Source organism: Caulobacter sp. Root655, assembly GCF_001427665.1.
Classification (GTDB): domain Bacteria; phylum Pseudomonadota; class Alphaproteobacteria; order Caulobacterales; family Caulobacteraceae; genus Caulobacter.
This window is the reverse complement of record NZ_LMHC01000025.1, coordinates 150913-163565: the sequence shown is the minus strand read 5'-3', so window position 1 is coordinate 163565 and position 12653 is coordinate 150913. Positions and strand designations below refer to the sequence as shown.

Sequence of the window (12653 nt, the reverse complement as noted above, 5' to 3'; positions counted from 1 at the left end):
TCAGTAGCTTTCCGGAGCCACGGTGGCGTCGGAAGCGGCGGGCGCGGCGGCGCCCGGCGCGGTGGCCGGCGCTTCCGCGCCGCCTTGGGGCCGCATGACCGAGCCGATCAGGCCGAACAGGTCGACCGCGCCCTGGGTGTTTTCGATCTCGCCGCCCGGCTTGATGTCGTCGATCGCGCCGCCCGGCGCGATGGCCACGTGCACCCCGCCCAGCAGGCTGTCGCTGGTGATCTTGGCGGTGGAGTCCGACGGCAGCTTGACGGTCGGGTCCAGGCTCAGCTTCGCGACGGCCAGGAAGGTCTTCGGATCCAGGCTGATCTGCGAGACCGTGCCGACCTTGACGCCGGCCACGCTGACGGCGGCGCCCGGCGCCAGCGATCCGACCTGACCGAACTTGGCCGTGACGTCATAGCCGCCCGGCTTGCTCCCCACGCCGCCGACGCTCAGCGAGTAGACCAGAAACCCCGCCGCGAGGACGAGGACGAGAAGACCCATCAGGGTCTCGGCCCATTGTTCGCGCAACCCCATATCCTTTCGAAGTCCAGTAAGACCGCCCACCCGATCGGGCGGCTCCGTCGTTGTCTATTTACGCGCCACGGAACGTTGGCCGTCGCGCTGCAGCTGGGCGATCAGTACGTCGATATTGCCGCCGGCGTTGTCGATCGTCGAAACGAAGTCCTGCTGCTGGGTGATCGCCAGCCAGACGCCCTTGAACTGCACGTCGACCACCTTCCACGAGGACCCGCCGCCCAGCACCCGCCAGGACACCGGCAGGGGCTGACCGACCTGGCCACCCGAGATCGTGGTGTTGACGATCACGTCGCCCGGCTTGCGCACGGTGGAGCCGGTCACCGTCAGCTTCTCGCCGTGATAGTCGTCGATGCGATTCTGGTACACGTTCTCCGCATAGACGCGGAACGCCGTCGCGAACCGCGTGCGTTGGTCGGGCGTGATGGTTCGCGCATACTTGCCGAGCACGAAGTTGGTGATCTTGGGCACGTCGGCCAGTTGGTCGATGGCCGTGTGGAAGGTCGTCTTCTTCTGGGCGATGCTCTGGTTCTTGTCGGCCAGGACCGTGATGACCCGCTGAGCCCGCGTCTGCACGAACTGCTCGGCCTGGGGGTCGCGGGCGGCCTGGGCCAGGGCGGGACGCGCTTGCGACAACGCGCCGAGGCCGACGAAGGCCACCAGCGCGAACTGGGTGAAACGGCGGGTGGGGCGGGCGTTGATCATGGTCGGTTCCAGATAGGTCATTGGGGTTCGCCCGCGCCGGGCGCCGGGACGGACGGCGGGACTTCGGGAGACGTTGACGGCGCGTCGTCGAAATCAGGCAAGGCCTGAACCTCGCCCGTGGCCTCGCGTAGGAAGGATTCCCGGTACTGCCCATAGGCTGAACGCGCGGTCACATAAGGATCCACGGAGTCGTCCAGCGCCCGGAAGGCGCCGTCGGCCCTGGCGCGGACGTCGACGACACCGACGCCCAGGCGCGTCGCCCCGAAGGTGCTCTTGTAACCGCCGCCGATGATCCCGACGGGATCGGTCGCGAAGTCGAGCGCGCGGCCCACGCCCTCGCGGAAGCTCAAGGGACCCATGACCGGGACATAGAGATAGGGACCCGGCTTGACGCCATAGCGTCCGAAGGTCTGGCCGAAGTCGGCGCCATGCCCCTGCAGGCCCATGCCGGCCGCCACGTCGAACAGCCCCAACAGGCCGATGGTCGAATTGATCACGAAGCGCGAGGTGGTCACGCCGAAGCGCTTGGGATGTCCCTGCAGGACGTCGTTCAACGCCGTGCTGGGTTCGCCCAGATTGTAGATCACCGAGCTCACCCGGTTGCGGACAGGCTTGGGCGTCACGGCCGTGTAGCCGTGGGCTATGGGGCCGATGACCGCGCGGTCCAGGCCCATGCTGACGCCAAAGCTGGCCCGATTGAACCCTTCGAGCGGATCATAGGCCGCGAGCCCGGGATCCCGGACTTGGGGGGCGTCCACGAGCGGCGCCGTGTCCTGCGAAGGCGCGGCGGCGGGCTCGACGGCGGTCTGGGCGAGCGTGGACGAGGCGGCCGCCATGAGGCCGGCCGCGACGATCAAGCCCAACGCCGTCGTCGCCAATCCGGCGTGGCGCCGCGCATGCGCGGGTCGCACCTCGACCATGGACACCTTCGAAACTTGCTTCACCGACGCGCCGATCATTCCAGCCTCCCGCCGGAACCCGGCAGGAGGCATGTAGGCGCCTGAGATAGCTAAGCAAGGGCCAGACCCCTTCCTGAACGTCATCCGTGCACAGAAGCAGCGCGACGGTTCAAATCGGGGCGGCTATCGCCAAGTCGCGACGCGCCATCAGCCGACGAAGCGTCGCCGGTTCAGTCGGCCTGGGCGCGGCGCCAGATCTGGGTCTTGCAGAACGGCCGCACGATGCAGCCGGTCAGGCGCAGGGTCCCATCCGGTTTCAGCTCCATGACGCCCTTATAGGTGCCGCCGTCTTCCGGATTGTACACCCAGCCGTCGCCCCAGGTCCCCGGGCCGGTCGACCTGACCTTCATGAAGGTCAGGTCGCGCAACGCCCGGCCGCGCAGGGCGACGTCACGGTTGTGGACGTCCTTTTGGTCCGGCGCGATCCGCAGGCGCGGCGAATTGACGATGCGGCCGCAGATCCCGTCGCCACAGGGCGCCAGCCGCACCAGCGATCCGCCATCGGTCGGGGTGCGCCACAGGCCCTTCACGTCCTCGGACGTCGCGGTCGCGGACGAGGCCAGTCCGGCGACCAGAGCGAGGCCGGCGATCATGCCGGCGCCCCGACGCCATAGGTCGCCGCCAAGGTCTGCTCCACCTCGCTGACCAAGGCCCGGTTGTCGTGCTGCCATGGATGGAAGCCGGGCAGGAAGTAGGCGAAGTAGCCGCCCATCACCTGGCGCAACATGCCAGGTCGCACCAGCATGAAGTGGAAAAGCCGCCGCCAGGTGCGGCCATTGTTGATGCCGTCCGAGGTGAAGATGTCGGCGATGTTGCTACCGACCACCGCGAACAGCAAATGGGTGGCCGCCACCATGGTCAGCACCCGCAGCGTCCAGCGCCGCGGAGCCGGCAGGGACGCGGCGGCCGCCATGTAGACGTCGTAGGCCACCGACTTGTGCTCGACCTCTTCGATCGCGTGCCAGCGCCACATGGCCCTGGCCTCGTCGGAAGCGCCTTCCAGGTGGCGTGGATCGGCCAGCAGCGCGTGCGCCAGGATGGCGGTGAAATGCTCGAGGGCGATGGTGGCCCCCAATTGCTGCAGCGGCGGACGGGTGCGGGCGAAATCCAGCCGCGCCCGGGTCCGGTCCTCCATGGCCGCGATATCGAAGCCATGGTCGGCGATCTGCTTGTTGAAGAAGATGTGCTCACGGGTGTGCATCGCTTCCTGGGCCAGGAAGCCGGCGATCTGAGCCTTCAGCTTGGCCGGCGCGGCGTTGCGGTAGCGGCGCACGCTGTCCATGAAGAATCGCTCGCCCAGCGGGAACGTCGCCGACAGGGCGTTGTAGAACGCCGTGCCGACCGGATCCCCGCCCAGCCACCAGCGCCTGCTGGGCGCGTCGCGGCCGAACGCCATGTCGCGCGGCTGGATGGTGAGGTCGGGCGGGGTCTTGCTGGACTGGGTCATCAAAGGTCTCCCGACCGTCAATTGTCGAAGCGGTAGCCGTTGCGCGCCTCTTGCGGCACGGCCTCGTAGAGCGTGGGGCGGGCGATGCGCAGGCGGGCGCGGGCGGCGTCGAGCGGCTGGGCCAGCAGCGCTTCGTAGTCGAGCCCAGGCAGCCAGGCCGCTCGCCGGCCGTGGCGCCAGGCCTGCCAGATGGCGCGGCCGTAGGGATGGCCCTTGCCCAGCTTCCCGAACTCCAGCGCCGCGCCGGCGGCGATGAAGGCGAAACCCGCGCTGCGGGTCTGAGGGTGGGAGAACGCCACCACACAGGCCTCGCCCAGGGCGTCGGTTCCGTAGCCGGTCAGCACGTGCCAGACGTCGTGGACGTCGCGCAGGCGGCGAGCGTACCAGCCGTTGGGATGGGCGGCGTCGATCTCGGTGTCGGCGACCTTGCGGCTTTCCTCGGCCAGGCCCTGGGCGGTGAAGCCGCGCGCGGCGACAAAGTCGCGATAGGCCGCTCCGACGCTGCCCTCAGGCAAGCTGGCCAGCCAGTTTCTATCGTCCAGGCGGTGGGCGAACTCGACGGCCAGATAGGCCTGCCGACCGCCTTCCTCCGAATCGAGCAGCCGCATGTAGCCGTTGGGAATCGATCGACCCGACAGCGCGCTCATGATCTCGAAAACCTGCTCGGTGTCCTCCTTGTCGGCCACCAGGCGGCGAAAGCCGCGCACGGCCCGCAACGGGTCGATCGCGTGCTTGCGACGAAGCGTCGCGGACCGGCGCTCGACATCGACATGAAAGGTCTGGGCCAAGGCGACGCTATCTCCTAAACTTCCTGTCAATAGGGCGACCGACTCCGGTGGAGCTGGAGGCTGTCCAACGCGGAATATATCGACGCTCGACGATATCTACATAGATGTAAGTGACACTAATGTCAATACGCGATGAAGCCGTGGTCGAAATCCCGAAGCGTCGGCGACGCGCGCCCGACGAGGCCCGGCGCGAGGCGCTGGTCGTCGCCCGGCGGTTGCTGATCGAATCCGGCCCGACGGCGATCACGCTCAAGGCGGTCGGCGACAAGATCGGCGTCACCCACGCCAACCTGATCCATCACTTCGGGTCGGCGGCGGGACTGCAGTCGGCGCTGATGGAATCCATGGTCCGCGACCTGGCCGACGCCCTCGACGCGGCGGTCAACCAGCTGCGCTCCGACGCCGGCGCGCCGCGGGCTCTGGTCGACGCGGTCTTCGACGCCTTCGACCGCGGCGGCGCCGGGCGGCTCGCCGCCTGGATCGCGCTCTCGGGCGACCTGCAGCATCTGGAGCCGGTGCGGGCCGCCGTCCAGGACCTGGTCAAGGCCATCGACGAGAAGTTCTCCGCCGAAGGCGAGCAGACCCACAACCGCATCACCTCCGCGGTGCTGTTCATCGCCCTCTGCGCGTTCGGCGACGCGGTGATCGGCGCTCCGCTGCGCGACATGTTGGATCGCGACGAGGACAGCGGCCGCAAGATCGTCGCTCGCCTCCTGCCCAGCTTCCTACTCTAATCAGGGTTGATTGGCGGTCGCCGAACCCCTCGCCTGATTGCATCCTTTTCCGAACCACGCCATGGTGACATTTACATTGATATAAATATGGAGAAGGCAAGGTGCAGAGCGAAGCGCCTCCGGCGTACGTCAAGACCCGCCGCCGGCGCTCCCCCGACGAGGCTCGCGCCCAGGCCATCGCCTGCGCCAGACAGCTGCTCATCGAGCACGGCCCCACCGGCGTGACCCTGAACGCCGTCGCTCGCGAGATCGGCGTCACCCACGGCAACCTGATCCATCATTTCGGGTCGGCGGCCCAACTTCAGTCGGCCCTGATGGGGGCGATGGTCCGCGACCTGGCCAAGGCGCTGCAAACGGCGGTGACCCATGTCCGCTCGGACGCCAATGCGCCAAGAGCGCTGGTGGACATCGTCTTCGACGCCTTCGACGAAGGCGGCGCGGGCCAGTTGGCGGCGTGGCTCGCCCTTTCCAACCGCTACGAGCACCTGGAGCCGGTGCGCGAGGCCGTGGGCGATCTGGTGGCCGCCCTGGACGAAACCGTCCGCGCCACGGACGGCGCGCCCCAGCACATCCCATCCGCCCTGCTGCTGCTGACCCTGTGCGCCTTCGGCGACGCCATGATCGGAGGCCCCTTGCGCGGGATGCTGGGCCGCGACGCCGAGTCCGCCCGGCGCATCGCCGCCCACCTGCTGCCCAACCTCCTCGACCAGATCAACACCAACGCCAACAACTATTGATGGCTCGAACGCAATCGTCGCCATCGCCGGTGGCGGCACGGGCCTGACCTACACGCCCGCCGCCGGCTACGCCGGCGCCGACCATGACTAAACGCGCCCAGCGTTCTCGCCATGGGTGACGCGTCGCCTTTCCCGGGGTCCGGCTAGCGTAGCGCCGCCTGCCCCAGTTCGGTGACACCCGACAGCAAGCCGCCCATGAGCAACCCGATCATGCCGCCCAAGCCGACGATCAGGATCGGTCCCAGCATCCTGGCGCCCATCTCGATCCGCCGGATCGCCGCCGCCTCCTCCAGCTTGCCGGACCGCGCCAACATCGGCCCCAGCGCCCCCGAGGCTTCACCCACGGCGACCAGTCGGGTGATCGCGCCGGGAAAGCCCGCCACGCCTTGCAGGGCGACAGACAGCGACACGCCCTGGCGGACGGCCTGGGCCACCGGTTCGAGCCTGAGGCGCGCGAGCTTGGAATCCACGCCCCGGATCGCCAAACGTAGGGCGTCCGTCATGGGCGCGCCGGAGGTCAGCATGCCGCCCAAGGCGATCGCGAAACCGCCGAAGGTCAGACCCGACATGATCCGTCGCCCCGGTCCCACATGCAGAAAGCGGTCGATCGGATCGGTCAGAAAACCCGCGCGGGCGGCGGCAATCAAGGCGACAAGCACGGCGGCCAGCCCCCCGATGATCAGGATCAGATGCGTCCGAAGGAACAGACTGACGGCGACCATCGTCGCCAGCACGAGCGGCCCCCGCCCCTCGCCCTCCTCGGCCAAAGGCGCCAACGAGGGAACGACGAACAGAAGAATGACGGCCGCCGCGGCGATCGTGCTGACCAGCACGAACATCGGATAGGACAGGGTCGAGATCAGCTGTTCGCGCAGCTTGACCCGCGCCTCCAAAAGCTCGCCAGCTCGACGCATGCCTCCCGGCAGGTCGCCCGACGTCTCGCCGGCGGCGATCAGGGCCGAAACGAAGGCGTTGCCCCGGGCCAGGTTTTTCGAGAACGCCTGGTCCACCGCCTCGCCGCCGCCAATCTGGGCGGTGAGCCTGCGGCAGACATCGCGCACGGCGGGACGTTCGGCGCGCGCCGCGAGAATGGCGAGCGCCGAACGGATGTCGGCGCCAGCCGACAGCAGGTCGGCCAGATTGATCAGGATCTCAGCGGTTTCACGATCGCCAAGGTTTGCGCCCCGCCCCTCGGCCGCCGTCTGATCGGCGCGGACCTCACGGATTCTGATCGGCGTCACGCCGTCGCGGCGCAGACGCTCGTAGACCGCCGTTTCACTGGGCGCGGTGATCGTCGCCCGCACACGCCGGCCCGAAGCTTCAAGGCCGGTGTAGCGATACTCGCGGATCGGCTCAGCCATGGACCGCCGCCAGCACTTCCTCGAGACTGGTGATCCCCGCCTCGACCATGTCCAGGCCGTCGTTCAGCATGCCGACCAATCCCAGCGCCTTGGCCATCCTGGCCAGCTCGCTTGGCGAGCCCTGCTCGGCGAAGGCTCGCTGCAGGTCGTCATCGGCCAGAAAGCCTTCGCTGACCGGAACCCGTCCGCGATAGCCCATACCCTTGCACTTGGGGCAGCCGACCGGATGGAAGCGCCGCGCAATCGCCCGACCTTCGACCCAGCCGGCCGACTGGCCGGAGGCGTCCTCCACGCGGCAGTCAGGGCACAGCCGTCGCACCAGCCGCTGGGCCATCGCGCCGCGGAAGCCGGCGGCCAACTGGTAGGGCTCGATACCCATGTCCCGCAGGCGCGGAGCCACGGCCAGCGCATCGTTGGCGTGGATCGAGGCCAGCACCAGGTGCCCGGTCATCGCCGCCTGGATGGCGACGGCGGCGGTTTCCGGATCGCGAATCTCACCCACCAGGATCACGTCAGGGTCCTGGCGCAGGAATGATCGCAGGGCCGCGGCGAAGGTCAGGCCAAGATGCGGCGCGGCCTGGGTCTGCGACACATGCTCGAAATGGTATTCGACAGGATCCTCGATGCTGAGGACCTTCTTGCTGGACCCGGCGAAGGTTTGCAGCAAGGCATAGAGCGTGGTGGTCTTGCCGCTGCCGGTCGGGCCGGTGACCAGGAACAGGCCATGGGGCGTGCGCGCGGCGCGCGACAGGACGGAAACCACGTCGGCGCTCAGCCCCAGGCGGTTCAGGTCAAGGGGCACGGCGGCGCGATCGAGAATACGCAGCACGGCCGACTCCCCGAACACCGTCGGCGAGGTCGCCACGCGGACATCGACCGATCGACCGCCAATCACGAAGGTGGTGCGCCCATCCTGCGGCAGACGGCGCTCCCCCAGGTTCAGGTTGGCGATCACCTTGATGCGCGACACGGCCGGCGGGGCCAGGTCGGCCGAGACGACCTGGTGGTCGACCATCCGCCCATCGACCCGAAGACGCACGGCCAGGTCATTGCGGCGCGGCTCGAAATGGATGTCCGAGGCGCCCAGGGCGATAGCGGCCTCGAAAGCACTGGCCACCAATCGCGCCCCGGCGCCTTCGGAAGCGCCGTCCGAAACCTGATCGATTTCGCGTTCAAGCCGACGTTCGTCCAGGTGGGCCGGTTCGCCGCCGCCCTCGGCGAACAGCGCCTCGAAACCACGCCGCCAGTCGCTGGGGCGGGCCACCAGCAGGCTCAAGGACAGGCCCGTGGCGAAGACCAGACCCGACAGGGTCTCGTTGTCCAGCGGATCGCAAACGGCGCAAACCAGGCCCGCCTTGGTTTGGCGGATCGGCAAAATCCGGCCGCGCCGCAGGAACTCGGCCGAAACGCCCAAGGCGAAGGGATCGGCGGCGATCGGCGCGGCGCGCGGGTCCCAGACCTCGCAGCCGGAGACCTTGGCATAGGCCGCCACCAGGTCATCGTCCGACAACGCGCCCAGCTGGTTGAGCACCTGCTCGACGGGTTGGCCGGTGCGGGTCGAGACCAGTTCCGCCCGCCCCAGGGCCGCGCCGTCGATCAGGCCCGCGTCCAGCAGAGCCTCGATCAACTCGCGCCTCTGGTCGGCGCCCGGATCGGCGTTACGGGCGCGTGTCATGCGGGCCATACCCCGGCCTCCAGCAGCAGACCGACCGACCAGGCGCCCAGTGCGATGGCCGGGCCGAACGGCGCGCGCCGGTCGCGCGGACGGATCACGGCGATCGCCGCCAGACCGACGAGGCCGGCGATGACAATCGCCCACGCCATCGCCGGACCCAACCATAGACAAAGCGCGACGATCAGTTTCACATCGCCAAAGCCCATACCGTCATGACCCCGCAGGGCACGGAAGGCCAGGCGGACGAACTGCAGCAGCCCGAAAGCGGCGATCGCGGCGACGACGCCCAGCGCCAGGTCGGTCGGAGCGCGTGTCCAGGCCAAGGTCGCGCCGGCGGCCGCGATCAATACCGTCAGCAGGTCTGGCAGCCGCCGCGTCCTGGCGTCGATCAGCGCCGAACTCAGCAAGGCCAGCCCCAGCACGCTAAGCAGGCCCGCGCGCCAAGGCGTGGCCACGAGAAAGGCCAGGGCCACGGCGGCCCCGCCCAGCACTTCGCCGATCAGATGGATGCGCGCGATCGGCGCGGCGCACGTTTCGCAGGCGCCGCGCCGCAGCAGGAACGACAGAACGGGAATGGTCTGCAGAAAGCCGAGGCCCCGTCCGCAGCCGTCGCAGCGCGAGCGGCCCAGGGTCGCCTGTTCGCCGCGTCCGGCGCGCAGGGCCACGGTTGATGCGTAGCTGCCGATCGTCGCGCCGATCGGCAGGGCCGCGGACAGGAACCAGGCTTCGTTCATTGCCCCGCTCGAAGGTCGCGCTTGACGCCGCTTCCGCCCGCCCGGCCATCAGCGCCGTAGCTCATCACTACGTAGTCGTGGTCGTCGTCGGCCGGCTGATACAGAATCGGCTTTCCCCAGGGATCGACGATCGCCTTGGCGCCTCTCAGATAGGGCCCTGTCCAGGTCTCGGCGTCGGCCGGCGCGGTGACCAGGGCCGACAGCCCCTCGTCTTTGCTGGGATAGCGCCCCACGTCGGCCCGGAAGGCCTCGATCGCCGAGGCGACCGTATCGAGCTGCAACTCGGCGGCCTTGACCCTCGAACGCCCGAGCTGCCCCATCAGGCTGGGCGTCAGCACGGCGGCGATCAGGCCGATGATGGCGATCACCACCAGCATTTCGGTCAGCGTATAGCCTGCCTCGGCCTTCAACCGTGCTTTGGTTGTACGAAGATCGCTGCGCATGACTTCCCCTCTCCCACGGACCGATAAAAACGCCGCCAGATCACCGAGGCGGGCCGTTGGGACACACCGGTAAATCTCACGATCCGCTCATCCGTCCAACCCTTCGGCGTACTGGCGCGAAGACGCCAGACCTCACCCAAACCCGGTTTGACACCCGTCTCGATCCGCGAACCATCTTGCGGTGGATTCAAGCTAGCCGCACGACCAAAGGCCGAGATCATCGCCGGCGCGCATGCCCTCCAACCCGCGGCCTGGTCGGCGGCAACCAGGTCGGCGGGCGGGGTCGGCCCCGCCGCCGCCGCGTCGCGCAGCCAAGCCGTCAATCGCTCCGGATTCTTGACGCCGAAACGCGACAGCGTCCCACTGTCCAGGTCGGCTGCCGTCGCGACGCTGATCTTGGCCGCTTCGCGCTCGGCGATCACGGAGCCCGAACCGGAGCCCATCATCAGCGCGAGCGCCGCCCGCTGCTGAACGCCCGCCAACTGATACTCGGCGCGGGTCCGCTCGAAGTCCGCCCGCGCCGCCCGCAGAGTCCCGATGCTGCGGGCCATGAGAGCGGTCGCGACGACGGCCAGCGAAAGACTGACGGCGATGGCCGCCACACTCGCATAGCCGTCGGTGCTATTGTCGACTGGGAACGAGGCCACGGGTCTGAATCTCATGCAGGTCGGCCAGGAGGTTGGCCATGGTTCGATCAGCACTGGTCTGATCGGTGATGATCCTGGCGGTCAGCAGCACGATCAGTTCCGAGCGAGCCTCGTCGCGGCTGTCGGACTTGAACAGCGCGCCCAGATAGGGAACCTTGCTGAGGCCCGGCATGCCGACGTCGTTGTGGGTGCGGGAGCGGCTGATCAGTCCGCCCAGGGCGACCACCGATCCATTGTCGAGCACGAGGGTGCTTTCGAACTTCCGCTGCTGAATGGTCGGCGAATCGATGCCGGAGGTGATGGTCTTCGCGACCGAACTGACCTCCTGCGCCACATCGAGCACCACGCGGTTGTCACCGGTGATCCGCGGCGTCACGTTGAGGATAACGCCGGTGTTGCGGTAATCGACGGTGTTGATCAGGGCCGGCGTGCCGCCGGCGGTGCTTTGGGAGCTTTGGGTGACGATGGGCACCTGATCGCCGATCTGAAGCTTGGCGGGGTGGTTGTCGAGCGTGACGATCTTCGGCGCGGAGACGACCTCGACATCGGTCTTCGATCCCAAGGCGGAGACGGCGGCCTTGATGTCGCCGGTCAGGTAGGTGACCGAAAAGCCGGGAAACGACGGGCCGATCGCGCCCTTGTCGTTGTAGATCGAGTTGACGCCCAGCTTACCGGAGTCGCCGAGGACGCTCCAGTCGACCCCGTATTTGAGATCGTTGCTGAGGCGGACTTCAAGGATCGACGCCTCGATCAGCACCTGGCTGGCTGGGCGATCGATTTCGTCGAGAATCCGCTGAATCTGGATCCAGCGCGATGGCGCGGCGAAGATCAGCAGCGAGTTTGAGGCCTTGTTGACGCCGATCCGGACGGCGTCATCGCCGTCGGCCCGGCCGCTCGACCAGGCGCCGCCAGAAGTTCCGGGCGGCGCGGCGGCGGCGGTCGACGAAGAGGCTGTCGTCCCCGCCGTCTCGCCAAGCGCGGCGTTTCCCCTGGCTCCGTTGTCGACTTCGTTGTTTTGTCCAGAGATCACCGAGCCCAGCGTCGCGCCCAGATCCTCGGCCGACGAACTGCGTGGCCTGTAGACATAGAGCGAGGAGGCGCTCTCGCGCGACACCACGTCGAGCCGGGTCACCCAACGACCGACATCGTCCAAGGCCTGGGTGGTGCGGGCGAAGACAATGAGGCCGTTCAGTCGCTTCAGCGGCACGATCGTGACGCTGCCCATGCCACCGGCCTGCAGCAGGCGATCCAGTTCGCCGGCGACCGTAACGGCCGGCGCCTGGCCAAGCTCGAACCAGCGGATGCGCGAGCCTTCGAAGGCGCTGCGATCAAAGACCTTGATGGTCTCGAGCGCCGACTGCAGTTCCGTGCCGATGCCGCCAAGGATCAGCAGGCCCTGCTTGTCGCTGGTGTAGAGCACCGTGTTGGACGCGGTCATCGACTCCAGCGCCTTGGCGACCTCGGAGGGCGAGGCATAGGACAGCGGCACGGCGACCACGTCGTATCCGGCCCGACGCCCCACGTCGCCGACCGCTCGGATGTTCGACGACATCCTGGCCTTGGCGCGCGGCACGATCCTCACGGACTCGCCCTCGCGGACCAAGGCGATGTCGTTGGCGGCCAGGGCCGCTTCGATCGCCTCGAAGAGCTGCGGGCGCGTCAGCCGCTGGTCGATGCGGAACGACATCTTGCCGGTGATCGCCGGGTCCAGGGTGTAGGTGACGCCCAGCGCGCCGCCCACCACCTCCTCCACCACCTGCGCGACATCGGCGTCGCGGAAAGCGAAGGTATAGGACTCCGCCCGCGTCGCCGCGGTCGGGCGGGCCTGGAAGGCCAGGACGGGATGAACCGTCAAGCTCACCAGAGCCGCGCACAGAAGGACTAGACCACCGCGC

14 protein-coding genes are annotated in these 12653 nt (G+C 68.3%); 2 read left to right on the top strand and 12 right to left on the bottom strand.

The window, feature by feature from the left end:
• From mlaD to ASD79_RS20540, 6 genes are all read right to left on the bottom strand, one after another.
• Entirely contained in the window at positions 1–528 is a 528-nt protein-coding gene (gene mlaD / locus ASD79_RS20565) for an outer membrane lipid asymmetry maintenance protein MlaD (RefSeq protein WP_056725105.1), read from the bottom strand.
• Between the two features lie 54 nt (positions 529–582).
• Positions 583–1254 (bottom strand): phospholipid-binding protein MlaC, encoded by a 672-nt coding sequence (locus ASD79_RS20560; protein ID WP_056725103.1) that lies wholly within the window; start codon positions 1252–1254, stop codon positions 583–585.
• Positions 1251–2192 carry a VacJ family lipoprotein gene (locus tag ASD79_RS20555; RefSeq protein WP_056725100.1) on the bottom strand — a complete coding sequence of 314 codons (942 nt, stop codon included), beginning with the start codon at positions 2190–2192 and terminating at the stop codon, positions 1251–1253. The genes ASD79_RS20560 and ASD79_RS20555 overlap by 4 nt, the downstream gene beginning before the upstream one ends.
• 170 nt (positions 2193–2362) lie before the next feature.
• On the bottom strand, positions 2363–2785 hold the full coding sequence (locus tag ASD79_RS20550) for a DUF2147 domain-containing protein (RefSeq protein ID WP_056725099.1): 423 nt from the start codon (positions 2783–2785) through the stop codon (positions 2363–2365).
• Positions 2782–3639 (bottom strand): metal-dependent hydrolase, encoded by an 858-nt coding sequence (locus ASD79_RS20545; RefSeq protein ID WP_056725096.1) that lies wholly within the window; start codon positions 3637–3639, stop codon positions 2782–2784. The genes ASD79_RS20550 and ASD79_RS20545 overlap by 4 nt, the downstream gene beginning before the upstream one ends.
• Positions 3640–3656: 17 nt before the next feature.
• Positions 3657–4427, bottom strand: a complete 771-nt coding sequence (locus tag ASD79_RS20540; protein ID WP_056725094.1) for a Coq4 family protein — start codon at positions 4425–4427, stop codon at positions 3657–3659.
• A 119-nt stretch (positions 4428–4546) separates the two neighbouring features.
• Between ASD79_RS20540 and ASD79_RS20535 the strand changes: the two genes are divergently transcribed.
• Together ASD79_RS20535 and ASD79_RS20530 are read left to right on the top strand one after the other, a co-directional pair.
• Complete coding sequence (locus ASD79_RS20535) at positions 4547–5161, top strand: TetR/AcrR family transcriptional regulator (RefSeq protein WP_056725092.1); 615 nt, start codon at positions 4547–4549, stop codon at positions 5159–5161.
• Between the two features lie 101 nt (positions 5162–5262).
• Positions 5263–5898, top strand: a complete 636-nt coding sequence (locus ASD79_RS20530; protein WP_056725090.1) for a TetR/AcrR family transcriptional regulator — start codon at positions 5263–5265, stop codon at positions 5896–5898.
• Between the two features lie 143 nt (positions 5899–6041).
• On the opposite strand, the gene ASD79_RS20525 is transcribed toward ASD79_RS20530, so the two are convergent.
• From ASD79_RS20525 to gspD, 6 genes are read right to left on the bottom strand one after another with little or no spacing between them, the layout of a single operon-like run.
• Positions 6042–7259, bottom strand: a complete 1218-nt coding sequence (locus tag ASD79_RS20525) for a type II secretion system F family protein (RefSeq protein WP_056725088.1) — start codon at positions 7257–7259, stop codon at positions 6042–6044.
• Positions 7252–8943: a GspE/PulE family protein gene (locus ASD79_RS20520; RefSeq protein WP_235524544.1), complete on the bottom strand. Its 1692-nt coding sequence runs from the start codon at positions 8941–8943 to the stop codon at positions 7252–7254. Before ASD79_RS20520 ends, ASD79_RS20525 begins: the two co-directional genes overlap by 8 nt.
• Complete coding sequence (locus ASD79_RS20515; RefSeq protein WP_056725087.1) at positions 8931–9668, bottom strand: A24 family peptidase; 738 nt, start codon at positions 9666–9668, stop codon at positions 8931–8933. Before ASD79_RS20515 ends, ASD79_RS20520 begins: the two co-directional genes overlap by 13 nt.
• Positions 9665–10111: a type II secretion system major pseudopilin GspG gene (gene gspG, locus ASD79_RS20510; RefSeq protein WP_056725085.1), complete on the bottom strand. Its 447-nt coding sequence runs from the start codon at positions 10109–10111 to the stop codon at positions 9665–9667. The genes ASD79_RS20515 and gspG overlap by 4 nt, the downstream gene beginning before the upstream one ends.
• Complete coding sequence (locus tag ASD79_RS20505; protein ID WP_156400605.1) at positions 10075–10713, bottom strand: hypothetical protein; 639 nt, start codon at positions 10711–10713, stop codon at positions 10075–10077. The genes gspG and ASD79_RS20505 overlap by 37 nt, the downstream gene beginning before the upstream one ends.
• Positions 10714–10732: 19 nt before the next feature.
• Positions 10733–12619: a type II secretion system secretin GspD gene (gene gspD / locus ASD79_RS20500; protein WP_056725080.1), complete on the bottom strand. Its 1887-nt coding sequence runs from the start codon at positions 12617–12619 to the stop codon at positions 10733–10735.
• Positions 12620–12653 lie beyond the last annotated feature (34 nt).